The organism is Tianweitania sediminis (assembly GCF_017813335.1).
Taxonomy (GTDB): Bacteria; Pseudomonadota; Alphaproteobacteria; order Rhizobiales; family Rhizobiaceae; genus Tianweitania; species Tianweitania sediminis.
Genome location: NZ_JAGIYY010000005.1, coordinates 45,143 through 68,405 on the forward strand (window position 1 = coordinate 45,143; position 23,263 = coordinate 68,405).

Genomic DNA, 23,263 nt, shown 5'->3' on the forward strand with positions numbered 1-23,263 from the left:
GCTCGGGATTATTTCTCGATCAGGGCGCGCAGCTTGTCGTTCAGGCCCATCGATGCCGAAATGACGGGCATGAACCACGCCTTGCCTGAATAGAAGGGCAGGGCCTTGAAGGCGTTGCCGGTAAACGAGCTCGGCTCGTCAATGTCGCAGACGAGCCGCGCCGCCCGCATGCCGAGATAGGATGCCATGACGATGCCGGAGCCGTTGCAGCCGGTCACATAGTGGATGCCGTCCCGCACCCCCATGTGGGGAATGCGATCGAGCGTGAATCCGACATTGCCTTCCCAGCCATGGCTCGCCTTCACCATGGGCAGCCCGGGCAGCACCTGCCTGAGCACCTTCATCAGGCGGACCGCGACGCCGCGTGCTTCGACGGCGTTGCCGGACAACGCTCTGCCGCCGACCAGAATCCGCGTGCCGTCTGGGCTTTTGCGAATGGCGTAGGCGAGGCTGCGCGTGTCGTTGACTAGGCTGTCCGTCGGAAGCACGGCATCGATTGTTTCCGGCGCCATCTGTTCCGTAGCCATCATGTGGCTTCCGACGGGGATGATCCGTCGCCGGAACCACGAGAATTCCGGTCCTGTGTATGCGTTTGTCGCCAGCACCACCTGCCGGGCTTTCACTCCGCCTCGCGACGTCTGGATCAGGAACGAAGCGCCCGACCGTTCGACCCCGGTGACGGGTGTTTCGGAGATGAGGCCGACGCCGCGCGCGTGCGCGCTGCTGATCAGTCCTTCGTGATAGCGCGAGGGATGCAGGCCGCCATCGTCGGGCAGCAGCATCGCGCCATGATAGAGCGGAGTGCGGATGCTGGCGCGCAGATCCGCCTCATCGACCATGTCCGCGCGGATGTCGAACGTGGCCAGAACGTCGCGCTGGCGCCTTAGCGCTGCCAGATCCTTCGGCGTCCAGGCGCAGATCAGGCGACCCGACAGGCGCAGCTCGCATTCGATCGCCTCCTTGGCGACGAAGCTCAGGAACCAGCCGAACGCGTCGCGTGTCTCGGTGAGGAGGTCTCTCGCCTTCGCGGCGCCGAAGCGCTGCGACAGGGTGCCCAGCGATTGCCGCAGGCGGCCGCCGATCATGCCGACGCTGCGGCTGCTTGCGCCGAAGCCGAGGCTGCGGGCTTCGATGACCGTGACGGAGCGTCCCTGTCGCGCGAGTTCGATCGCGCAGGACAGCCCTGCATAGCCTGACCCGACGACGACGACATCCGTCTCGACGGGCAGGTCCTGTTCCGCGGCGGAGCGCCGCGGAACATCTTCCCACCAATAGGGCTCCGGCTTGAAATCAGCCGACAGCGCCTGGTTCATTTCACGACCTCGATGTCGAGACCCTTGTAGAGGGCGCTGTTGTAGATGCCGTGCACCTTGACGTTCTTCACCCGGTCGGTGGAGAACAGGAACAGCTTCTCATGCACCAGCGGGATCAGCAGCGCCTCCTCGGCCACGGTCTTCTGCACCGCGGCATAGGCCTTGCTCTTATCGGCGTCGACAAGCGCGGTCTGCCCGGCTTCGAGCTGTGCGTCCGTGTCGGCGTCCTTCCAATGAAACCGGTTTGGCGCGGGAATGTTGGCCGAGTGAAACATCATCAGCACTTCACCCGCCGTGGCGTAGGGCGAAAACAGCGCGTAGCCGTCGAACTCGTTCGAGGTGTTGATCTGCGCCATCGCCGCCGCCGGCTCGACCAGCTGCAGCTGGAGATCAATGCCGACCTCCTTCATGTAGCCCTGGATCGCTTCGAGGCGCGAACGCCAGCCTGACGTGCCGGCCGCGAGGATGGAGGGCGCCAGGCGCTTGCCATCCTTGTAGCGGAACCCGTCCGAGGAGAGCGTCCAACCCGCCTCGTCGAGCAGCGCGCGCGCCTTGTCCGGATCGTAGGAAGCCTGATACTCGCCCGAATAGTCGATGGTCTTGGGACTGACCAGCGTCGTCGCCGGATTGGCCTGGCCGAACCACATGCTTTCGGCGAGCGCCTGGCGATCGACGGCAAGGTTCATCGCCTGGCGGACGCGGGTGTCGCTTGTCATCTCTCGGAACGGGCGCAGCCCAAGATAGGCCGAGTAGTTGGAGACGCGCGGCTCGGCCACGGTCAGGTTCGGCGCCGCGCTCAGCTGGGCGATCGCCCATTCCGGCATCACGTAGGAGATGTCGCCGGCGCCGGTCTGCATCGAGGCGAGGATCGCGCCTTCCTCGGGAACCACTTTCCAGACCATGGTGTCGACCAGCGCCGGGCCCTGGTTGGCGTAGAAGGCCGGACCCCAGGTGTAGGCGTCGTGGCGCTTCAGCGTGAAACTGTCACGCGGCATCCACTGCGACCAGCAGAACGGTCCCGTGCCGTTGAGGCCTTTAACGCCGAAATCCGGGCCCAGCCGCTCGACGTCGTCCTTGTCGACAATCGAACCGAAGCTCTGGGCTAGGTGCAGGAGCAGCTCGTTGTGCGGCTTGTTCAGCGTGTAGCGCACCGTATAGTCATCGGCGGCGACGATCTCCTTGACCGAGCCGAGACGCCACGCCGCCGGCGACCGCGTCGCGGGATCGACGAGGCGGTTGAGCGAGTAGGCCACGTCCGCCGCAGTCAGCTTCTTGCCATCGCAGAAGGAGGCATCTTCGCGGATGTGGAAGACGTATTCCAGCCCATCCGCGGAGATGTCCCACGACTTCGCCAGCAGCGGATGCAGCGTCTTCTGGTCGTCCTCGACGGCGACAAGCGTGTCGGCCATCATGAACAGGATCTCGGCGGCGCCCCGTCCGGTGACCTTATGCGGATCGAAACCGACGGAATCGTTTCGTACCAGGACCGTTACCGTGTCCTCCGCCTGAGCAGGTCCCATCATTGCCGCGCCGGAAACCGACAGCGCCAGAACGAGTAGACTTGTTTTTCTCATGTCATTCCCCTTTTCTTGTGGTGGTGATCAATTCTCACGGCTGAGATAGCGAACCGCGCTGATCGCGTGGACCTTGACGACCGTCAGAAGCTCTTCGATCGTCACGTGTTCGTTGCGCCGGCCCATCGTCTTGGGGGAGGGGCCGTAGAGATAGGCCGGCACGCCGCGATAGCGCCAATAGCGCGCGTCCGAGCCGCCCAGGCTGATGATGGGCAACGGCCGGCGCCCGGTCACACCTTCAGCGACGTCCTGGAGGATCGCCGCCATCTTATGCTCGGGATCGCACCAGCTCGATTCGTAGCTGTGGTCGTTCCTGATCTCGCAACTGGTGGAAGGATAGCGCGTCAGGAGAGCGCCGAGCGCCTCTTCGACCCGCGCCCGCTTCAGTCCCGGCGGCATCCGGATCTCGACCTCCAGCACGCATTCGTCAGGCATCATGTTCACCTTTAGGCCGCCGCGGATGACGCCGACATTCACCGTCGTCTTGCCGACGATGGCGGAGGCGCCGTCGCCGAGGCTGGCATCCATCGCGGCTCGCGTCTCTGGTTGCGCCAAGATGCGCACGATATTGCCGGGAAGCTCCGGCTCCAGCTCAGCGAGGTTCTCGAGATCTCGCACTAGCATTGCGGCGATCTTCACCGCGCTCTCGCTCAGATGCGGGTAGGCGCCATGCGCTCCCTTGGTCTTGGTGGTCAGGACGGCACGCAGGGCGCCCTTTTCGCCAAAGCGCAGTGTTGCCAGTCCGCTCGGCTCGCCGTCGAGGCAGCAATCGCCGAGCACCTCGTCGGGGATCGTCTCCATGAGAAAGCCGGTTCCCCAGCGGCCGCCCGTCTCCTCGTCGGACACCACGGTCAGGGTCAGGCGTCCCGCCAGCTTGTCCTTGAGACGGGCGGCGTAGCGATAGGCGAACAGCGCGGCGGTCGTGCCGCATTTCATGTCGGCGGCGCCGCGGCCGTAGACCCGCCCCTGCGAGACCTCGCCACTCCACTGGCCGCGCTCGCCAGGAATGTCCTCGATGGCGGGAAACACGTCCATGTGGCCGTTGAGCACGAGGTGGCGACCGCTTCCGTCGCAGGCGAGGGTCCCTACGATGTTTGGCAGGTGGTCCTGAGCCGCCACCACTCGATAGGGCAGCGAATCCCGCGCCAGGAACGCTTCGACATAGGCGCTCGCCTCGCGGGTGTCGCCAGGCGGATTGGGAGATTTCGCCTGCAGGAAGCCGCTGAGAAAGGCGACGATCTCGTCGTGGTCCTCCTCGATCCAGGTTTCAATCTGGCAGGTGATGTCCATGGCCGTCAGCATGGTTTGTCCAATGTTGTTAGCGCTAACATTCCGCTTCATTGGCCCGATATTGTCAAGTAGGTTGGAAAATAAGATTCGAGGGAGCGACATGACCGACGGTTCGATGAGGCGGAGAAAGGGTTGGTCGACGATGGCCGACGTCGCCCGCGAGGCCGGTGTTTCCCTGATGACGGTGTCGCGCGTCTACAAGCGTCCGGACTCTGTCTCCCAGCGCACCCGCGAGAAGGTGCTGGAGACCGGAAACAGGCTCGGGTTCTCGCCGAACAGCATCGCCGGCAATCTCGCCTCCGGGCGAACGAGCATGATCGGCATCGTCGTGCCGTCGCTGCGCAACTCCAACAACGCCACCAGCATCCAGGGCATGGCCGACTACCTTCGGCAGGCCTCCTACCATTTCATGATCGCCAACACCGGCTATTCGATGGAGGATGAGACCGCCGTGGTGAAGGCCTTCATGCAGCGGCGTCCCGACGGCATGGTGCTGACGGGGACGCGGCATGGTCGCGAGACGATTGATCTTCTCAAGGCAGCCCACGTGCCGGTGGTCGAGACCTGGGAGACGAGGGGACCGTTCATCGATATGGCCACCGGGTTCAAAAACTACGAAGCTGCGCGCAGGATCACGCGGCATCTCGTCGATCGCGGCTACAGGAGGATCGGCTACATCGACTATCCGGCCATCGGTCTCGACCGTTACATCGAACGCCTGCGGGGCTTGAAGGAGGAACTGAAGGCCGCCGGTTTCGAGCCCGTCAGCATCGTCTCGCCCCTCGATCCCGGCGATCTCTATCAGGATGCGTCGAGCTTCCGGGGCGGCTCGCTCGGCTTGCGGAAATTGCAGGAGGCGAGCGGCGACATCAATGCCGTGCTGTGCGCGTCCGACATTCTTGCCGTCGGCGTGCTCTTCGAGTGCCAGAGGCAGGGCCTGCGGGTTCCTGACCAGCTTGCCGTGGCCGGCTTCGGCGATTTCGAGATCGCCGCCGAGGTACCGCCGGGCCTGACGACCATCCGCACCCATGGATATCAGATCGGGTGGAACGCCGCTGAAATGCTGGTCACGCGCATCAACCAGCCGCGGGCCGAGATCCCCCTGCGCGACGTCGGCTACGAACTCGTCGTTCGCGGCAGCTCCTGAAGGACGATGTAACCATTATCTCAACCGATCCCGGAACCCGGTTCGACGATCTGCGCACGCTCGCCGGCCGGCTTGCCGCAGGTAGTGTGTCGAGCAGCGAACTCGTCAACCACGCCGCGCGGGGGATCGAGGCGGCGGGCGAGGACGGGCAGCGCAGCTTCACCGCACTCCGCCTCGTCCAGGCGTGCGCAGAGGCCGCCGCCATCGACCGGGCGGCGGGCGACGCGCTGCCGCCCTTCGCCGGCATCCCCATCGCCGTCAAGGAGATCTGCTCGACCTCGCCAGCGAGGTCACCTGCGCGGGGCCGATGCTGCTGCGGGGGCGCTACCGGCCCCGCGGGATGCCGACGCCACCGCGCGGCTGAGGCAAGCGGATTCATCGTCATCGGCCGAACAAACATGACGTAGTTCCCTTATTCGGGCCTCGGCCTCAACCCGCATGACGGCACGCCGCGCAACGCCTGGGACCGGCCGGCTGGCCGCACCCCCGGGGGAACGTCGTCGGGAGCAGCCAGCAGCGTCGCCTGGGGCATGATCCAGCGGTTCTTGCGCTGATCGCGGGCCTGCCTCCGGCCAAACAACAGCCCAACCTGCTTCTTGCCGCGTATCGGCATGTTTTCGGCGTCCCGTCGAACTACACTGAGTTCCGCATGGGGCTGATGGATCGCTTCGATGCGGTTCGCTCCGTCATGCTGACGCGCTCAACCCAAACGAACGAATCGGGCAGGGGTGCCGTCCTCCTTCCGATCCTGACAAGTCTGCCTCAGCCTTGGCGCTTCTGGAGGTTGGGGCGTCCGCTGGCCTGGTGCCTGTTCCTAGATCGTTATGGCTATGACTACTCATCACGCAGCCTTCGGCCCACAGGGGCGTCCGACCCTGTCCCGTATTCCCCTGCAAGGCCGGCGAAAGGGTCCCCGTTCAGGACACGCTGCCGCAGATCGTTTAGCGTGCCGGTCTTGATCTCAATCCGCTGAGTGCTGGCGACCCGGACCAGGCCGCATGGCTGGAAACGCTCGTCTGGCCCGAGCAGGAAGACCGCCTGGTCCGGCTTCGCCTGGCGCTGGATGTCGCGGCCGAAGAGAAAGCCGACGCTGGTGCGCGGCGACCTTCTCGGACCTGAATTCGAAGCCATGTGCCGGCAGGCGCCGAAGGACGCTACGCTCGTCGTCTTCCATACCGCCGTTCTTGCCTACGTCACGAATGCCGCTGACCGCATGAGGTTCGGCAAACGGGCGTCAGCGCTAGGGGACGTCTGGATCTGGAACGAAGCACCGAACATCATGCCTGACATCGACCATGTGCCTGCGGACGCCCTTCGCCGGGCGAAGTGGGCATCGCGAGGGGAGGGCGGTACTCAAAACTGGCGAGGTTAGCGCGCATACCGCGGACGCGATACCATCAACAGGACCGAAAGGGCCCGGTGCACGTGTAGCGCACGTCAGCTATCTGCTGCCGGAGCAGTTTGCGTTCGAAGATGAAGAGTATGAGGTTACCGTTGCGGATGAGCCAGGATGGCATGAGGCGACGGTGTACGAAGGTTAGTGGAGGCAGCGCAGGAACGATCCGTCCGGTCCTCATAGAATACATCCTCGGGATTTAGAACTTGGCCTCCGTTTGCTTTCCGAAGATTGCCCTCCGGACGTACCGATTGACCGCCACGAGGAATGGAGAAAAACCCACGCCGTAGCGTTTCAGCCATGCTCATTAACGGAGAGCGCTTCGACTTCGGCCCGCTCCGGTGGAGGAGCCGGCGATAAGGATAGCGACGGGCGCTGATACGCGATTGGAGGCGAGAAGGTGAGCAAGTGTGGAAACGTTTCCACACATCCAGCGCCCAGGCGGATGAGCGCACAGGCGGCCCGAAACTTAGATGGCATGCGCCTACGGGATCTTAGTCAAGCATGCAGAAAATGCCGCTCAAAAAAGCTTGAACCTTTTTCTACGTAGAGGCGGCTCAGCTGCTAGATCCTCTTTTCGCGAGGATGGTCGCAAGGAGGGCGGCGTCCGGTCCCGCTTCCGTCCTCCCGGACGATGCCTGCCCTGATGAGACGCGCGTCAGCCTTCTCCTGCCTCTCCAGCCCAGGATCGTGCCGGGCCATAAACTTTGACTTCAGGTAAAGGACTTTGCCGTCCGTCATCTCCGTCCGGGACCGTGCGCGGCCGAGGTCCACCACGACCTCCTCGTCCACCAAGGGGAGTTGTGCCGTCCGCGAGGCGGCAGCGATACCCCCTTGACCGTCCCCCTGCCGGGACCGATGCGGACGAAGTCGCACTTCAGGAAACCCGGTTGGACCACGTCCGCACATCCGGCCACGATCCTCGCCCGGTCGGGCATCCTGCCGTAGTCCGCCCTCGAGGCTCTGAGCGCGCCGCCGTCCCATGTGCCCGCGCCGGAGAGGGCGGCGGCCTTGCACGCCTCCGCAAAGGCTCCCTCCTCAGACAGCGCTAGCAGCTCCCGACGAGCGTCTTCCATCAGCCTCGCGTGGCTCCCGAAGAAGGCCTTCCCGTCGCGCTGCATGGACGGCGGCAAGGAGGAGTAGCGGGGCGCCCCGGAAAGAGGCTGAGGCCGTAGGGGCGAGCAGGTCCTCCCTCTTTGCCTCCGCCGCCTCCCTGAGGGCGGTCGGATCCAACTGTTCTCCGTCTCTGGCGGCGAGCGCGCGCCTGGGCGATCTTGTTCCGGACGTCGACGAACTGGTTGCCGATCGGCGCGATGCCCTTCGTGGCCTCCTCCTCCGGCACGCCCTCGCGGGAAGCCGCGAAGCCGAGCACGCTAACGTCCTCGGCGAAAACCCTAGTCGGCGCGAATCCTTCGCAAGCGTGTCGAGTTCGGTCGCCGTGTCCTTGAATGCCTTGACGGCGACTGCGCCGATCCCGGCGACTGCGGCCGACGCGCCGAGCGCCCCGACGGTAATCCCGGTGAAGGCGGCAGCCTGCAGGCCGCACAGGCTGCGCCTCGCCTGGTCGACGTCCTTCCTGAACGGCTCCAGCGCCTTCGCGCCCTCAGCCTTCACCTTATCGAGGCTGCCCTTCGCATCCTGCCCGAATCGGCGCATCCCGGCGCCGCCCTCACGGATGCCGTCTAGGGTGAACTGTGTCTTGATCTAAGGGGCACGCCAGCCATCGTCTCTCTAGGACCGCCTGGTTTCTGTTCAGCCGCGAGCCGATGGCCGTCAACCCTGCTGCGCGAACATTATTCGAGGTGACAAAGACTCAATCTTGACGGCCACGGGCTCTCTCCCAGCCCACCCGATCCTTCAGCCACCTAATAGAACGCGCGGCTGGCGCGCGGGCGGTCACTACCTTAATATTCGATGGGACCCGTCGTGCCTGACCGCCGGAGGTCGGCGTGCGACCCCGCGTTCATCGATTTCGTCCGATGGTTCCCGCTTGGTGACGCTTGTGATGAATGCTCGCCCCGCAGGAAGGAGCACCCGAGGCCGTTGACCAAGCCCCACCCTCCCTTGAACGATCTTCGCATAGATCTGCTGACCCTGCGCATCTTCTTGACTGTGGTGGATGCGGGAAGCATACGCACCGCTTCCGACACGCTGAACCTATCGCCGTCCGCCATCAGCCGCCGTCTAGCCGAGCTCGAGCATAGTTTCCGGCAGGAATTTCTGGTTCGCCATTCGCGCGGAATGCAGCTCACCGAGTCGGGACAGATTATCTATGAGATGGCGCGCAGCGTCTTCGACACCTGCAGTCGAGCGCGGCGGGATCTTCAGCGCCTGAAGGCCGGCGAGAGCGGCACGGTCCTGCTGAGCGCCAATGGCTCAGCCTTTGTGGACGGTTTGACTGACGACATGAGGGTGTTCAACGCGCGGTATCCTCAAATCCGCATCGAACTGTTCGAGCAGATAAGCCCCAATGTGGCGACGTCGGTTGTGGCCGGGCGCGCCGAACTCGGCCTGATCGCCAGGACGTTCCATCTGCCTGTCGAAATCGAGAGCTTCTTCTATTCGTCCGACCGGCTCTGGGTGGCCGTGCCGAAACAGCACCCGCTCGTGCGGGAAGAGAGCGTGACTTTGGCGCACATCGCGCAGCACCCCGTCATCGGCGTAATGGAGAGCAGCTCGATGACGCTGCTGATCCGACGGGCTGGCACCATCGCCAATCAGGCGTTCACCTATCGGCATATCGCCAGTACGAATGAGACGGCGCGGCTCCTCGTCGCCAGCGGCCACGGCGTCGCGATATTGCCCGAGCGTTTCATCATCCCCTATCAGGAAGCGCTCGATATCGTCGCGCTGCCGATCCACGAAGAGTGGGCGGCACGCGAGATAAGTATCATCCGCCGCAAGGACACAGCACTTTCTCCTCCTGCCGAGTTGCTGTTCGGCTTTCTCCTGGATGCCGGGATCGCCCGTGGATGAGGCAGCAGCAGCGCCATCTGCCCGTGTTGCAGGAAGCGAAACACTCCTGTCCGAAATCAGCGCTACAGGGGTCTCGATGCCTTCTCTAGGTTGAGCAACCATAGTGAGCGAGCCGGGGATTTCGCGGGTGCACGCTCGGGAGGAACCACATGACGGCCGATCATTTCGCCCTGTCCGACACAGACTTCAGCTTCATCGGATCCGGCCTCAAACGACCGGAATGCGTTCTCGCTGGGGCCTCGGGCGCACTTTACGCCAGTCACGCTGATGGCGGTGTGGTGCGCATCGCGCCCGACGGATCCCAAACACTGATCGGCGAGGTCGACGGCGAGCCGGGTCGCTTCAAGACGAACGGCTTTGCGCTGCGCAGGGACGGCAGCATCGTCTTCGCCAATCTCGGCAGCGAGGGCGGCCTCTGGCGGATAGCGCCCGATGGCGAAATGAGGCCCTTTCTGACCGAGGTGGACGGCGTTCAGCTGAATGCGGTCAACTTCGTCTGGCAGGATCACTTAGATCGGCTTTGGTTCTGCGTCTCGACTTTTCGCGAACGGAACCTGCCTTACGATCCGCTTGCGCGCGACGGCATCGTTGGCCTGGTGGAGGGCGCCGAGGCGCGCATCTTGGCCGACGGCGTCGCGTTCACGAACGAGTGTCGGCTGAACGCGGCCGGCGATGCGCTTTACGTCAACCAGACGTTCAGCCGCAATACGCTGCGATTCGAGGTGTTCGCCGACGGCAAGCTGGGCAACCGCTCCGTGTTTGCCGAGTATGCGCCGGGTACCTATCCGGACGGAATGGCACTCGACGCCGAAGGAGGCGTCTGGGTGATCAGCGTCGTCTCCAACCGAATATATCGCGTCACCCCCGACGGACGTCCGACACTGCTTTTCGAGGACTGCGATCCTGATCACCTGGCTCACGTGGGACGGCAATATGAACAGGGGGTGCTCAAGGCCGACCTGATCTACCAGCCGCGTTCGCGCAAGTTGGCGAATACGTCCAGCCTCGCATTTGGCGGCCCCGACCTGCGAACGGCATATCTCGGCTGCATCGCGGGCGACCGTATCGCCACCTTTCGCTCTCCGGTCGCAGGTTCGGTTCCATCGCACTGGTCCTGGAGCTGATCATTGAGAATCCAGGTACGAAGGACGACAGAACGATGAGTGTGCAGACGCCCACCAAGAAGTTGAACGCGATGTCGCTGGCGAACTGTCGAGGGGCCACCCCCATCGTCGGTCTGACAGCCTATACGGCCCCGATGGCCGCGGCGATGGACCAGCACGTGGATTTCATCCTGGTGGGAGACTCGCTCGCCATGACGATCTATGGCGAAAGCTCGACCGTGGGCGTAGATCTCGACACGATGATCCGCCACGGCCGCGCCGTCGTGCGCGCCTGCCGGCACGCCTGCGTCGTCGTCGAGATGCCGTTCGGCTCCTACCAGGCATCGCCCGAGCAAGTGTTCCATTCGGCCGCCCGCATCTTAATGGAAACCGGCTGCGACGCGGTTAAGCTGGGGGGTGGAGCCGAAATGGCCGAAACAGCCGCCTTCCTCGTCCAGCGCGGCATTCCCGTCATGGGCCATATCGGCCTGACGCCACAATCCATCAACACGCTCGGGGGGTTCAAGACCCAGGGCAAGGACGGGGCCGCCGTCGCCAAACTGGTCGCCGACCGCAAGGCCATCGATCAGGCTGGCTGCTTCTCGATCGTCATCGAAAGCGTCATGGAAGCGGCGGCGCGGCAGGTTATCGACGCAACCGGCGCCACCACCATCGGAATAGGCGCGTCGCGGGCCTGGGACGGTCAGATCCTCATCATCGACGATATCATCGGCTTGTTCGTCGCGTTCAAGCCCAAGCTCGTCAAGCGCTGCGCCTCTGTCCTGTCCCACATCGAGGCGGCGATAGAAACCGTCGCGCGTGGGGTCCGTGAGCGCAAGTATCCGTCCGGGGAATATCTGTTCGGGGCAGGAAGGTAAGCGGTGCGCGTCGCGCTGACGGAAGTCGCATCTCGCGACGGGTTGCAGAACGAAGCACACCCGGTATCGACCGAGCAGAAGATCGAGCTGATCGACCGCGTGGCGCGGGCGGGCATTCGCCGTTTTGAGGTGACCTCCTTCGTCTCTCCCCGGGCAGTGCCGGCTCTATCCGACGCAGAAGACGTGGTCCGCGGTGTGCGCGACCGCGACCGGCTGGTGCTCGAGGCGCTGGTGCCCAACCTGCGAGGGGCCGAACGAGCTGCGCCTCTCGGGCTCGACGCCTGGGTCTGCTTCGTTTCGGCAAGCGAAACCCATTCGTTGGCCAATTCGAACGCGCCGACCTACGAGGCGATCGAGCGGCTGCGCCCGGTCATTGGATTGGCGGATCAGCTCGGCATCGAGGCGATCGGCTCCATCGCCACGGCCTTCGGTTGCCCGTTCGAAGGCGATGTGCCGATCGGCCGGGTCGTGGACGTCGCTCACCGGCAGGCAGACCTCGGCTTCAGGACCATCAAGCTCGGGGACACGATCGGTTCCGCGCACCCCTCGCAGGTCACACGCATGCTGGCCGCGCTGAACCAGGCGCTGCCGCAGGTGGAATTTGTGCTCCACCTGCACGACACGCGCGGAATGTCCCTTGCCAATGTGCTGGCGGGTCTCGCGGCCGGCGGGACTGCCTTCGAAAGCTCATTGGGGGGGGTCGGCGGCTGTCCATTCGCGCCCGGCGCGACCGGCAACGTCTCGACGGAAGACCTCGTGCATTTTCTGCATCTGGAAGGCCACGAGACCGGAGCCGATCTGGCGGCGCTGATCGAGGCGGGCCGTTGGCTTGAGACGGTGCTCGGACGCCCCTTGCCGGCACGATTGCTGCACAGCTCTCCCGTCGGAACCCTGGTCGACCCGACTACGATGAAACGTGCGGTCGGTTGAACGCAACTTGCAAGGAGTCACCAGATGAGCCTGACCGGTACGCGCGTAGTCGATTTCACTCGGATCATTTCGGGTCCGTTTTGCACCCAGCTCCTGGCCGATCTCGGCGCGGACGTAATCAAGATCGAGACGGCGGCGGGCGATCCCCTGCGCGAGCAGGGCAAGAAGGTCGAGGGACTGAGCTGGTACTATGCTGGCTACAACCGCAACAAGCGCTCGATCGCAATCGATCTTCGCCATCCGGATGGACATGAAATACTCGCCGACATGATTGCCAGCAGCGACGTCGTGGTCGAGAATTTTCGCCCGGGCGTGATGGCCGCCATGGGGTTCTCCGACGAAAGGCTGCGGAAGCTCAACCCTCGCCTGGTCGTCTGCCACATCAGCGGTTTCGGTTCCAGCGGCCCGTACTCGCATCGTCCGGCGTTCGATTTTATCGCTCAGGCGCTCAGCGGGTTCATGAGCGTCAATGGCAATGCCGACGACCTGCCGCTGCGCAGCGGCCTGCCGGTTTCCGACCTGGTGGCAGGGCTTTACGGCGCGCTCGGCGTCACGGCTGCGCTGGCTGGGCTGCGCGAAGATCGTGCTTTTCGCAGCCTCGACATCAGCCTGACCGATGGTCTGGTCAGCCTGCTCAGCTACATGGCAGCGGACACGCTCGCCACTGGCGAACCTCCGCAGCGAAGCGGGAACGACCATCCTCTGGTGGCGCCCTATGGTCTCTTCCGCACTGCGGACAAGCCGATCGCCATCGCACCGAGCAATGACGCCATCTATGCGCGCCTGCTCAACGCAATCGGGCGCGACGATCTCGCAACAGATCCGCGCTTCGATACCAACGAAAAGCGCATGGCTGATCGTGAAGCGATCCGCCTTGAGATCGAGCCGGTCCTGATGACGGCGAGCGCCGAGGAATGGATCGAGCGCCTGAATGAGGGCGGGGTGCCGGCCGGCCCGGTACTGACCATTCCCGAGATGTTCGACGATCCGCAGATCCGCCACCGCGAGATGGTGCTGCCCGTTCCGCATGGCCCGCATGGCACGGTCCGGATGCTCGGCTTTCCAATCAAATCCACGCCCGGAAGCTGCGAGATGCGGCGCCCGGCGCCGGCTCTCGGCCAACATGGCGACGAGGTGCTGGGGGAACTCGGCTATGATCGCGATCGCATCGACACACTACGCGCCAAAGGCGCTTTGCGCTGACGTCGCACGGTCGGCACGTCTGTTCTCACGCGCGGACGTTCCCCACGGCACGCATCCAGCTGGCGGGACGCCGTTCAGCTGTGGCGCGGGCGCTGATCTAGGGGGTGCTCGATAGCCACAGGGTCAAGCCGGGAAACAGCGTCACCAGTGTCAGAACGACCAGTGACCACAATACGAACGGCCAGATATGGCGGATGATGGCGGCGACCGGCACCTTTCCGGCGCCGCTGGCGACGAACAGGAGCAGTCCCACCGGCGGCGTCAGCATTCCGATCATGAGATTGAGGATCACGATCATCCCGAAATGGATCGGATCTAATCCTAGGCTGGCGCCGATCGGTATGAGGGTCGGAATGAAGACGATCATCGCCGGAAGCGGCTCCAGAAAGAAGCCGACCACGAGCAGCAATATGTTGATCGTCAGCAGGACGATGAGGGGGTTGGAACTGATGCTGGAAATGGCAGCCGCGATTTCCAAATTGACGCGGCTTTCGGCAATAAGCCATGCGAGGGGGCCTGCGGCCGCCAGCAGGAACAGGATCGCTGCCGAACTGCGCGCGGCACTGGCCAGCGCCTTGCCGAAGCCGGACGGGCTGAGTTCGCGCAGGAAAAACATCGCCACGACGAGGGCCCAGACCGAGGCCAGCGCAGCCGCCTCCGTGTCGGTCACCAGCCCGAAACGCATGCCGCCGAGCACGACGATGGGGAGGGTCAGCACGGGCAGGGTCCGCAAGGTGGCGCGAATACGCTCTCGGTTTGACAAAGGCTTGCGGAAATACTCGACCTTCTGCCCCGTGGGGTAGAAGCGGCAGATCACCGAATATCCCATGAAGAGCAGGAAGCCCGGAACTACGCCCGCCATGAACAGCTTCATGACCGATACGTTGGCCATGACGGCGTAGATGATCATCGGTACCGAGGGCGGCAGGATGGGACCGAGCATCGCACCGGCGGCGATGAGCGCACCGGCATAGCCTTCATTGTATCCCTCCTTGCGCATCGCCGGAATCAGGATGCGCCCGGTGGCGGCGGCGTCGGCCGCGCCGGAGCCCGATACGCCCGCCATCAGCAGGTTGGTCAGCAGCGCCACCTGACCCAGTGCGCCCCGCACATGGCCGAGCAGGGCCAGCGCCCAATCGACCAGACGCTGGGTCAATCCTCCGAAATTCATGATCTCGCCGGCGAGGATGAAGAGCGGAATCGCGAGCAGCACAAAATGATCCGCGCTGGCGACGATATGTTGTGGAAGTATCGTTTCGTTGACGAGGCGATCACCCGTGATGATCGCGGCATAGGCGGCGATGATCATCGTGAAGCCGACGTCGAAACCGACAATGAGCAACAGCAGGAACAGGATGATGATGGACACGCTCATGACGCATTATGCCGCGCGATTGCAGCGTGTAGAGCCGCCAATGATCTGGCAACGAGGATGAGGATGATGAGCGCCATGCCCAGATTGAAAGACAGATAGATCGACCAGTATGTGAAGGGCGTGCCGAGGATTTCCATAAACGATCCGACCCGCATGACCGGAAGTCCGTAGAAGAGGAGCAGGCCCGCCATCGCCGCCATCACAAAATTAAAGATCAGGTCGCGAACCCCCAGCATACGTTCGCTGAGATAATGGGCGATCAGGTCGGCAGTGATGGATTCGTAGTGCAGGATGGCGACCGGGAAGCCGAGAAAGACGAGCCAGACCAATGCGATTTTCGAATATTGCTCATAGGCGGAGAAGCCGCTTCCCACCAGGTAACGGTCCGCCGCCTGCGCAAACATCAGCAGCAGAATGAATGCAAGCAGAAGTGAGATTGAGACCGTCAGCACCGTCCTCAAGACATTCGTGGCCGTGCGGAAAATCCGCACGGCCACCGGTTCCCCGGCGATCGGGTCTTCGCTCATTCGATCGCCTGGATCTGGTCGGTAAAGCCTTCGGGCCAGACCGAGCCTTCGAACTTTGCGGCAACGTCCTTCAGCGCCTCACGGAAAGCCTCGCGATCGGGAACGGTATAGATGACACCTTCCGCCTCAAAGACCTTGAGTGCTTCCTCCTGCAGTTTCACCTCCTCGGCGGTCGTGACTTTGCCGCCTTCCTCGGTCGCCTTGGAGATCGCCGTGCGCTCATCGTCCGAAAGCGACTGCCAGAGCTGCTCGGAGATAAACCAGCCGGTTGTTTCATATGCATGGCCGGTAGCCGACCAGTGCTTGGCGACCTCGTGAAACTTGAGCGGCAGCGCAAGGTCGAAACCATTGTCTTGGCCCTCGACCAACCCCTTCGAGAGCCCGGTATAGATTTCAGTCATCCCCATCGGTACGATCTGCACGCCCAGGGTCTTGAACGTCTCCTCGAAGATCGGCATGGCCGGGATGCGCAGCTTCATCCCGTTCAGATCCTCGGGCTTCTCCACGGGCCCCTTGACCGACTGGACGGCACGCGGGGAACGCTGGCCCCACGCCGCAACGATGCGCACACCGGTGGCTTCGGCGATATCATCATAGATCTCGTGGAAGGCTGGGCTGTTCAGCGCCCGCTCGGCATGGCCGGCATCGCGAAACAGATAGGGCGCGTAGATGACCGTCAGGGGGGCGGCTTCCTTGAGATAGGTGGCCGAACCCAGGCCGAAATAGCCCATCTCGACATTTCCCAGTTGCATGCCGGTCAGCAATTGCGGGATGTCCCCGAGTTGACCGTCCGTGTAGACCGAGGCCCTGAGTTCGCCGTCGGTTTCTGCCGCGAGCACCTCGGCGAAGCGCTGAAGCGCCTTGTCCCACGGACTTCCGGCTGCAGAGATGGTTCCGATGCGAATCTCCTTCGCGACCGCTTCGTCGGCTGCGAACGCAGCAAGTATCGATAGCGACGCGGCTGCGAGCACCACTTTCAGGGCAGTCATTTTCATTTGATCCTCCTCCTTTGGCGAGATGTCTCGCCGCCGCCTCCAAGCACCAGGACCATACAGGGTTTCGATCGCCAGGGAATTGATGAATGCGATGCAGAGTGTTGCCTGGGGCGCAACGCGGATCGGAATCTGTCCAGCTCCCCCGGCGGAGATAGTTAGCGTGCCGCTGTGGTTCAGCGTTCCCCCGTAACGGCTAACGGCCATGGTCGGGCAGGCCACCCAAGTCGAAGCTTGCTCGCGCGCCACAGTCCGCTGCCGCATACTCGTGGATGCGCCCGCCCAGTGTCGCTGGTCCCGGCCACGTTCTCTAGCGCGACAATCGCGGGGCGGGGTTCCGCCGTTAGCTGGTGCTGGTATCGTCCTTCTCGCGGTTCGGGGACCTTATCCATCCGCCAGTCTCCGGATGAGTGAGTCCCGGGAACCCACAGCGCGGCGCAGCGCTTCCACTTCTGCCTCGAGTTCATGGACGCGCTTGACTGCGTCACGGGCGACGTTCAGCGCATTCGCGGCGGAGACACGCGCGTGCTGCAGGCGCCCCGCCCAGAGCTGCTGCGCACGGTCCTCGCGTGCCTGACGCATCGCGGCCATGCCGTCGCGGTGCGCGTTCACGGCGACGGCCGTGGCAAAGGCACCGATCGACGCGATCTGGATAGCTGCTCCGTGTGCGGGGCAAGGTACGCTGCGGTGGTTGTGTACCATGAACTGACCTCCTCCGTTGGGACACCCTATGTGGCAGGATCCGGGAACGGCGTCGACGCCGGTCTGCGCGATTGGCGATCGCATGCCTGGTGGAGACCTAATGTCCGTCACTTTGCAGGGGACGGAGCACGCCGTGTAAGAGCGCGTAAGGCAGGCCCGACCTGCCCATCTATGGGGCGTAACCAAGCGGTAAAACGCGGCTTTGCTGTCGCCATCCCCTGTTCGAATCCAGGCGCCCCAGCCAACCGCACAACGGTATATAAGAACAATAGGTTAGCTGCCTCGGGACGAGGTTGGTAGTACATGCTGGTAGCGCACCTGGCTCTCCAACAAGCCTAGGTCGTTTGGCTTGTCCCTATTGGCGCGCGATCAGCTTGGCCGTAGCTCCATGAAAACTCCGACTCATCTACGTCTGCAATCAAGCCCCGCCGCTCCAATGCTCTCCGCAGGCGAACTTTTCCGACCCAGTTCAGAACTGATCCAAAGCCAAACGAGGGCCAGCTTATGAATTGCTGTAGGGCGCCGTATAGGCCAAGCCCAGTTCCCGCAGCATAAAGTACCGGCTGGTCGGCCTGCCAATTTACCCACCCGAAGACCGCGTTGAGCAAGAGAAGCAGGGCGATGACGGAAGCGATAAGCGTCGTGAAGTAGCGCACGCTAGTCATCCGTCTATTTGCTTCCGCAACAACCGCATTGATCGAGCTTTGCAATCGGCTGAGTTTCGCTTGCTGCTGAGCCTCGTTCGCATCAAGCCGCGACTGAAGGTTTCGTACCTCTCCAGCGAGCTGAGCTTGAATAGCAGCGGCCTGCTTGCGTTCTTCCGCATGCTTCCTCCTCTGAGCGGCAACTGCTTTCTCGTGTTCCTCCTTCAACTCGGAAACCGTAGCGCGCTTCATCTCTGCCAAGAGCGTGGGAATTGTAGCCTCCGTCAGGCGCTCTTCATCGCCCAGCGTGAAATCCATCAACTTCGTGACGGACCGCGCATCTTGAAGAAGAAGATCATATTGCGCTTCCTGCTCTGGAGTAATCGTCCGCAGCAGCTCACGAGCCCTCTGCACAACCTCCTTTCGGACATTGAGGACGCGTTCACAGTGGGCCAGCAAATGAGCTGTTGGAATATCGCTTTGGGCACCAAATCCGGTGCGAAGCCAGGCCGCCACAGCGAAGGATGCATGCTGGATTACCGGTGGGCAGTGCCTCTCCTGAACAATCCCGCACTCCAATGAAAACTGCCTTGCCAGTCTCACGAAAGCACCGTTGTTGGTGATAAAAACAAACCTGTTGTCGAAGATGTCTACTGCGCGGTGCCCTTCACGAAGCCTGCAGACCAACGTCATAACGGTGGCGTCGTGCCGTATCGCATCGGGGAAGCCTTGCCTCCAGTTGATAGCGGCTTGGAAGTCCTGGAACAGTGCCTCAGTGAAATGAACGTGTTGAGAAGGTGTGCCAGCAAGGGTGAGCTGTCGCACTGTCACACCGATAGCCCTCAACGCCCGCTCCGGGTCCCGCTGAACGATCTCGACGAATTGCTCCCTCACTTGGCCCTTGACTATAGCAGAATGGGTCGGACCATGACGGTTCTGACGAGGGGTCGCGAGGGTGGTTTTCAAGATGCGCGACATCTCGTCGCAGCTCTCTTCAAGGACAACGACCGAACAACCGATCTGCCGAGCAGCGTCTATGTTAAGGGACACGTCTCGCTGTGCCTCAGTGCCGGATACGCCGAGCGCGGCCAGCGCAAGCGGAGCGTCAAGCACGATTGTAAGCTTCGACTGTTCGCCATTTTGGCTCGGTTCAACGAAGTCCTGCACGACCTCGGTCAGCATGCCGACAGCAGCGAGTTTCGTAAGCTTTCCAAACAGCTCCTCATCGGTCTTGCTGACTTGATCAACGAACCGCGCTGCTAGGTATCGCTCATCCGCGTGCAGGTGAGTGTCCTCTGGAGCCAATGTCTTGAGAAGCTCAGAGTACTTGTCGCCGTTTGCGTCACGCTTCCCCTGTGACGAGACGTCGAGCGTGACAAGGAACTTGACAAGCAGGTCAAGGGCATCCTCGTCTGACCGATCGCGGTGCAGCAGATCGTTCAATGATTGCGCAAATTGCTGAAATGCCTCAACGACCTGACGCATATCTTGAGCGAAACTCGCGCCTTCATCGGCCTCTGCACTGCGTGCCTGAACTAACCAGATGCGTGCCTTGGGATCGGGCTTTACCAGCAAGCCGTGGGCTTCCAGCCGCTCCTGAAAAACGAGGGCTACCTCAGTTGAAATTTTCCAGCCGTACAGCTTGTGAAGACCAGCAATAAGCAAGCCGGTTTCAAAGACCTTGCCGTCCAGGAGGTCCAGCAACGGACTGAGGAAGGGAATTAGCGCGTCCAGTACGTCCGCTTCATTCTTCGGCTTTAGGCCTTCCAGTGTGGCGTAGACGCGTAGCGCCTGCCTCGTAACGGTCATCCGACAACCTCGCACTAGCAACGAGGATGGGATGAAACCAAATAGACCCCCCACCCATGGATTTGAGTAGTATATTGCGGGGCTTCCGCGTCAATTGTCAGGAACCTTCAAGGCACAAGCTTATGGCTGTGCCAAGTTTTCATCGCCGCCTCGGCCTTGCCTCGGTCTGCTTTGATGCGCAGGACAATTTGACTTGAAAGTCCGACCCAGCGGGCGATGTCGCTGATGCCGGCTGTGCCGGTGCGGAGCATGTTGAGTACCATTTGGAGGCTGTCTTGGCTGTAGCTGGGCTGCCGCCCGAGGTAAGCCCCTACCTTCCGCCCTGGCCGCCTCTATGCCGGCCCTCTGGCTCGCTTCATGCTCGGGGCTAGCGAAGCGTACAAGCCGTGGGGACCTTTTACTTCGGGGGCGCCGTCGCGTAGCAGCGCGGGCGCGCCAGTCGTTCAGAAGGTCCATTCTCAGACCGTTCCGGTCGATACCGCGGGAGCTACCGGTGGCGGTTCCGGTGGCGGCAGCTCTCGCCGCGTCTCGTAAGTCATTGAAAATTATGGTGGGCGATGAGAGACTCGAACTCCCGACATCCTCGGTGTAAACGAGGCGCTCTACCAACTGAGCTAATCGCCCGCACCGGTGAAACCGGCAGTCACTTTTGGTGGCATCGCGTTGAAGAAGCTTCAACAAACAATGCAAGGACGTTGTCCAAGTCCTTGAAGAGAATGGCGCGAGTGACGGGGCTCGAACCCGCGACCTCCGGCGTGACAGGCCGGCACTCTAACCAACTGAGCTACACCCGCGCATCTCTTCGTCGGCCGTTGCCGGCGACGTGGTGGCGTCATTACGGACTTCGCCCGGGGGTGTCAAGCGACCACCCGAAGAGTTTCGCCGGCGTTGTGAATAAGGGGCATGACCTTGCGGCATGGAGACACAACTTGGCTCGTCGCCGCCGTCTCAAAGCTGTGAGCGGATCGGCAGCCAGCCGGTGAACCAGGCGACGGCGCGTCGGAGAATCCCTGCGTTGGGCTCCGACCTGTAGACAGCAACTTTCGCCTCTTCCTGCGTACGCCAGCGCAGCGAGCCATCGTCCAGGAAAAGTTCATAGCTGAAGCTCGGCCCGATCTCGCGCTCGAACAAGGCAGTCATCTCGGAAAGAAGCGCGGGCGAGCGAAAGAGCACGCCCATTTCCGTGTTGAGGGCGATCGAGCGCGGATCGAAGTTGAACGAGCCGATGAAGCCTTTCTCGCCATCCACGGTAAAGGCCTTAGTGTGCAGGCTGGCACCGCTTGACCCCAGCAGAGAGAAGCCCCGACGAAAAATGTCAGGCCGTAGCTCGTAAAGCACAATTCCGGCTTGGAGCAGGGGAACGCGGGCCGGTGCATAGCCGCCATGCACCACCGCCACGTCCGTCGCGGCGAGCGAGTTGGTGAGAACCCGGAGGGTGAGGCCCTGCTGCCTCCATTGTTTCAGCGCCTGTATGCCTTCGTTGCCGGGAACGAAGTAAGGCGAGGTGATGTCGATGCGCCTGGTGGCGGAGGTCAGTACGGGCAGAAGCTGCGACATCAGCCAGTTGCCGCGCTTGTTTCCAAGCGTTTTCTCGGGTGGATCGCTGACCACACGCGCTTCGGCAGTCCAGTGGATCGTGCCGTGTTGCAGGAAAACACGGAGCGACGTGTGATCCCGAAGGCGATCGAAGAATTGCCGCGTTGCCGGCGCTTCAACTGCGACCGACAGCTTCTCTCGCATCGCCGAAATGTCGGCGCGCCGCCCCTTCGCCAGCGCCCCGATAGGAATGGCGGATGCGCTGTTCCAGAAGGCGTCAAAGACTGCTTCCACCTGCTTCACCAGGGGGCCGAGCAGCACAAGGTCGAGGTCGCGGAAATTTGCTTCCTCATCAGCGTCGAAATACTCGTCGCCGATGTTCCGGCCGCCCACGATCGCCATACGGCCATCGGCGATCCAGGCCTTGTTGTGCATACGCCGCGTGGCGCTGAACGCCCGCAAGATCATTTCCAGCCCCCGGCGGAGGCCCGGGGTTCTGGCGCGCGTCGGGTTGAAGAGCCGCAGCTCGATGTTGGGATGGCTGTCGAGCGCGAGATAAACAGGATCAGCGCCGCTCGCGTTGATGTCGTCAAGAAGAAGCCGCACGCGGACGCCGCGGTCTGCGGCGGAAACCACCTCCTGCGTCAACAAGCGCCCGGTCAGGTCATCATCCCAGATGTAATAAAGAAGGTCGAGGCTGCGGCCGGCGCTGCGGGCGGATATGGCCCGGCCGACAAACGCATCCAAGCCATCGGACAAAAGCAGCAGCCCGTTTCCGGCGCCGGCGGGAGGCGACAACGCCTCCACAACGGCATCAAGCGGCGTCGAAGAGCCCGCCACGGGCAAGGCTTGCGAGGGTTCGACGCGAAGCTGGCGAGCGAACTGCCCGTAGGACCACACGGAAAGCACGGACAGAAGCGCCACGCCAAGCGCTGCGACAACAAGAAACAGGATCAGATCCGACACGCTGCACGGCCCCACTTTTCCGGCAGGGAGTGTAGTTCAACTCCTGCCGTTTGCCAGATTGAAGGGCTATGCATCGGGGATGTCAGCTCGGCCTCGCTGGCGGCGTTGCTGCGCCGCCGTAAAGCGCCTGGATCTCCGCTCGGAGTGCCCGAACCTCTTGCAGGATGAGGTCCTGCTCATCCTTCATCTGAGAACGCTCTTCGGATGCCGTGGACTCATGCTCCTCCTGCATGGCCGAGACGATGATGCCGATGAACAGGTTGAGAACGGCAAAGGAGGTGGTCACGATGAAGGGAATGAAGAACAGCCACGACCAGGGATAAACCTCCATCACGGGACGAACGATGCCCATGGACCAGCTTTCCAGGGTCATCACCTGGAACAGGGTATAGGCGCTTTCGCCGAGGGTCCCGAACCAGTCTGGAAAGGATGCGCCAAAAAGGTTGGTCGCGATCACCGAGGACACATAAAACACCAGCGCCAGCAACAGCACGATCGATCCCATGCCGGGCAGGGCGGCAACGAGCCCGCCCACCACGCGGCGAAGCGAGGGAACCACGCTGACAATGCGCAGAACGCGCAAGATGCGCAGGGCGCGCAGCACGGACAGATTGCTCGTTGTCGGGATCAGCGCGATGCCCACAACCAGGAAGTCGAACACGCGCCAGGGATCGTGGAAGAAGCGGCCACGATAAACCAGCATGCGCGCAAGCACCTCCAGAACGAAGACGGTGAGCACCAGGCGGTCGATCACAAGCAGCACTAAGCCAAAGCGCGCCATCGCCCAATCGGACGTTTCCAATCCAAGCGTAATGGCATTGATGATGATCAAGATGGTGATGAAGCGCTCGAATCGGCGCGACTCGATCAGCGTCTGCATGGCTTGTCCTGCGTTGGGAAGA

The 23,263-nt window shown here is 62.6% G+C and carries 20 protein-coding genes, 2 tRNA genes and 1 pseudogene; 9 read left to right on the plus strand and 14 right to left on the minus strand.

Annotation, left to right across the window (positions count from 1 at the left end):
* Positions 1-8 precede the first annotated feature (8 nt).
* From J5Y06_RS15000 to J5Y06_RS15010, 3 genes are all read right to left on the minus strand, one after another.
* Positions 9-1,313 carry an NAD(P)/FAD-dependent oxidoreductase gene (locus tag J5Y06_RS15000; protein WP_209336008.1) on the minus strand — a complete coding sequence of 435 codons (1,305 nt, stop codon included), beginning with the start codon at positions 1,311-1,313 and terminating at the stop codon, positions 9-11.
* Positions 1,310-2,836: an ABC transporter substrate-binding protein gene (locus J5Y06_RS15005; RefSeq protein ID WP_209336009.1), complete on the minus strand. Its 1,527-nt coding sequence runs from the start codon at positions 2,834-2,836 to the stop codon at positions 1,310-1,312. Before J5Y06_RS15005 ends, J5Y06_RS15000 begins: the two co-directional genes overlap by 4 nt.
* 78 nt (positions 2,837-2,914) lie before the next feature.
* The gene (locus J5Y06_RS15010; RefSeq protein ID WP_209336010.1) at positions 2,915-4,189 is read right to left on the minus strand and encodes a M20/M25/M40 family metallo-hydrolase; all 1,275 of its coding nucleotides are present in this window, start codon (positions 4,187-4,189) and stop codon (positions 2,915-2,917) included.
* A gap of 88 nt (positions 4,190-4,277) precedes the next feature.
* On the opposite strand from J5Y06_RS15010, the gene J5Y06_RS15015 reads away from it, so the two are divergent.
* The 4 genes from J5Y06_RS15015 (at position 4,278) to J5Y06_RS15035 (ending at position 6,696) form a co-directional block, all read left to right on the plus strand.
* Complete coding sequence (locus tag J5Y06_RS15015; protein WP_209336011.1) at positions 4,278-5,324, plus strand: LacI family DNA-binding transcriptional regulator; 1,047 nt, start codon at positions 4,278-4,280, stop codon at positions 5,322-5,324.
* Between the two features lie 589 nt (positions 5,325-5,913).
* A complete protein-coding gene (locus J5Y06_RS23590) occupies positions 5,914-6,297 on the plus strand; it encodes a DUF2332 family protein (RefSeq protein ID WP_385932432.1) in 384 nt (127 codons plus the stop codon).
* Positions 6,298-6,326: 29 nt separating this feature from the next.
* Entirely contained in the window at positions 6,327-6,443 is a 117-nt protein-coding gene (locus J5Y06_RS23595; RefSeq protein WP_385932434.1) for a hypothetical protein, read from the plus strand.
* Positions 6,388-6,696, plus strand: coding sequence for a hypothetical protein (locus tag J5Y06_RS15035; RefSeq protein ID WP_209336014.1), 309 nt, complete (start codon positions 6,388-6,390; stop codon positions 6,694-6,696). The genes J5Y06_RS23595 and J5Y06_RS15035 overlap by 56 nt, the downstream gene beginning before the upstream one ends.
* Before the next feature lie 1,062 nt (positions 6,697-7,758).
* Here the strand turns inward: J5Y06_RS15035 and J5Y06_RS15040 are convergent.
* Positions 7,759-8,376, minus strand: coding sequence for a hypothetical protein (locus tag J5Y06_RS15040; protein WP_209336015.1), 618 nt, complete (start codon positions 8,374-8,376; stop codon positions 7,759-7,761).
* 408 nt (positions 8,377-8,784) lie between these two features.
* Here J5Y06_RS15040 and J5Y06_RS15045 point away from each other — a divergent pair, with 408 nt between their 5' ends.
* From J5Y06_RS15045 to J5Y06_RS15065, 5 genes are all read left to right on the plus strand, one after another.
* The gene (locus tag J5Y06_RS15045) at positions 8,785-9,696 is read left to right on the plus strand and encodes a LysR family transcriptional regulator (protein ID WP_209336016.1); all 912 of its coding nucleotides are present in this window, start codon (positions 8,785-8,787) and stop codon (positions 9,694-9,696) included.
* Positions 9,697-9,845: 149 nt separating this feature from the next.
* Complete coding sequence (locus J5Y06_RS15050; RefSeq protein WP_209336017.1) at positions 9,846-10,820, plus strand: SMP-30/gluconolactonase/LRE family protein; 975 nt, start codon at positions 9,846-9,848, stop codon at positions 10,818-10,820.
* Positions 10,821-10,855: 35 nt separating this feature from the next.
* Positions 10,856-11,677, plus strand: a complete 822-nt coding sequence (gene panB, locus J5Y06_RS15055; protein ID WP_209336018.1) for a 3-methyl-2-oxobutanoate hydroxymethyltransferase — start codon at positions 10,856-10,858, stop codon at positions 11,675-11,677.
* Positions 11,678-11,680: 3 nt separating this feature from the next.
* The gene (locus J5Y06_RS15060; protein WP_209336019.1) at positions 11,681-12,607 is read left to right on the plus strand and encodes a hydroxymethylglutaryl-CoA lyase; all 927 of its coding nucleotides are present in this window, start codon (positions 11,681-11,683) and stop codon (positions 12,605-12,607) included.
* A 24-nt stretch (positions 12,608-12,631) separates the two neighbouring features.
* Complete coding sequence (locus tag J5Y06_RS15065) at positions 12,632-13,810, plus strand: CaiB/BaiF CoA transferase family protein (protein WP_209336020.1); 1,179 nt, start codon at positions 12,632-12,634, stop codon at positions 13,808-13,810.
* 97 nt (positions 13,811-13,907) lie between these two features.
* Here J5Y06_RS15065 and J5Y06_RS15070 read toward each other — a convergent pair whose 3' ends face one another.
* The 10 genes and pseudogenes from J5Y06_RS15070 to J5Y06_RS15115 form a co-directional block, all read right to left on the minus strand.
* A complete protein-coding gene (locus J5Y06_RS15070) occupies positions 13,908-15,185 on the minus strand; it encodes a TRAP transporter large permease (RefSeq protein ID WP_209336021.1) in 1,278 nt (425 codons plus the stop codon).
* Positions 15,182-15,712, minus strand: a complete 531-nt coding sequence (locus J5Y06_RS15075; protein ID WP_209336022.1) for a TRAP transporter small permease — start codon at positions 15,710-15,712, stop codon at positions 15,182-15,184. Before J5Y06_RS15075 ends, J5Y06_RS15070 begins: the two co-directional genes overlap by 4 nt.
* Complete coding sequence (locus J5Y06_RS15080; protein ID WP_209336023.1) at positions 15,709-16,953, minus strand: TRAP transporter substrate-binding protein; 1,245 nt, start codon at positions 16,951-16,953, stop codon at positions 15,709-15,711. The genes J5Y06_RS15075 and J5Y06_RS15080 overlap by 4 nt, the downstream gene beginning before the upstream one ends.
* A 135-nt stretch (positions 16,954-17,088) precedes the next feature.
* Positions 17,089-17,406 carry a hypothetical protein gene (locus tag J5Y06_RS15085; protein ID WP_209336024.1) on the minus strand — a complete coding sequence of 106 codons (318 nt, stop codon included), beginning with the start codon at positions 17,404-17,406 and terminating at the stop codon, positions 17,089-17,091.
* A 335-nt stretch (positions 17,407-17,741) separates the two neighbouring features.
* Positions 17,742-19,859 (minus strand): hypothetical protein, encoded by a 2,118-nt coding sequence (locus J5Y06_RS15090; protein ID WP_209336025.1) that lies wholly within the window; start codon positions 19,857-19,859, stop codon positions 17,742-17,744.
* A gap of 107 nt (positions 19,860-19,966) precedes the next feature.
* A pseudogene (locus tag J5Y06_RS15095) lies at positions 19,967-20,146 on the minus strand (hypothetical protein); the annotation flags it as partial.
* A 261-nt stretch (positions 20,147-20,407) separates the two neighbouring features.
* Positions 20,408-20,483, minus strand: a tRNA-Val gene (locus tag J5Y06_RS15100).
* 93 nt (positions 20,484-20,576) lie between these two features.
* A tRNA-Asp gene (locus J5Y06_RS15105) sits at positions 20,577-20,653 on the minus strand.
* A gap of 154 nt (positions 20,654-20,807) precedes the next feature.
* Positions 20,808-22,361, minus strand: a complete 1,554-nt coding sequence (locus J5Y06_RS15110) for a phospholipase D family protein (RefSeq protein ID WP_209336027.1) — start codon at positions 22,359-22,361, stop codon at positions 20,808-20,810.
* Between the two features lie 82 nt (positions 22,362-22,443).
* Positions 22,444-23,241, minus strand: a complete 798-nt coding sequence (locus J5Y06_RS15115; RefSeq protein ID WP_209336028.1) for an ion transporter — start codon at positions 23,239-23,241, stop codon at positions 22,444-22,446.
* Positions 23,242-23,263: the final 22 nt, after the last annotated feature.

Bases quoted from the DNA above. Each gene is read 5' to 3' on its own strand.
- J5Y06_RS15090 (WP_209336025.1), bottom strand. From the start codon at position 19,859: ATGACCGTTACGAGGCAGGCGCTACGCGTCTACGCCACACTGGAAGGC.
- J5Y06_RS15085 (WP_209336024.1), bottom strand. From the start codon at position 17,406: ATGGTACACAACCACCGCAGCGTACCTTGCCCCGCACACGGAGCAGCT.
- J5Y06_RS15000 (WP_209336008.1), bottom strand. From the start codon at position 1,313: ATGAACCAGGCGCTGTCGGCTGATTTCAAGCCGGAGCCCTATTGGTGG.
- J5Y06_RS15115 (WP_209336028.1), bottom strand. From the start codon at position 23,241: ATGCAGACGCTGATCGAGTCGCGCCGATTCGAGCGCTTCATCACCATC.
- panB (WP_209336018.1), top strand. From the start codon at position 10,856: ATGAGTGTGCAGACGCCCACCAAGAAGTTGAACGCGATGTCGCTGGCG.
- J5Y06_RS15075 (WP_209336022.1), bottom strand. From the start codon at position 15,712: ATGAGCGAAGACCCGATCGCCGGGGAACCGGTGGCCGTGCGGATTTTC.
- J5Y06_RS15040 (WP_209336015.1), bottom strand. From the start codon at position 8,376: ATGCGCCGATTCGGGCAGGATGCGAAGGGCAGCCTCGATAAGGTGAAG.
- J5Y06_RS15010 (WP_209336010.1), bottom strand. From the start codon at position 4,189: ATGCTGACGGCCATGGACATCACCTGCCAGATTGAAACCTGGATCGAG.
- J5Y06_RS15035 (WP_209336014.1), top strand. From the start codon at position 6,388: ATGTCGCGGCCGAAGAGAAAGCCGACGCTGGTGCGCGGCGACCTTCTC.
- J5Y06_RS15050 (WP_209336017.1), top strand. From the start codon at position 9,846: ATGACGGCCGATCATTTCGCCCTGTCCGACACAGACTTCAGCTTCATC.
- J5Y06_RS15065 (WP_209336020.1), top strand. From the start codon at position 12,632: ATGAGCCTGACCGGTACGCGCGTAGTCGATTTCACTCGGATCATTTCG.
- J5Y06_RS15070 (WP_209336021.1), bottom strand. From the start codon at position 15,185: ATGAGCGTGTCCATCATCATCCTGTTCCTGCTGTTGCTCATTGTCGGT.
- J5Y06_RS15015 (WP_209336011.1), top strand. From the start codon at position 4,278: ATGACCGACGGTTCGATGAGGCGGAGAAAGGGTTGGTCGACGATGGCC.
- J5Y06_RS15005 (WP_209336009.1), bottom strand. From the start codon at position 2,836: ATGATGGGACCTGCTCAGGCGGAGGACACGGTAACGGTCCTGGTACGA.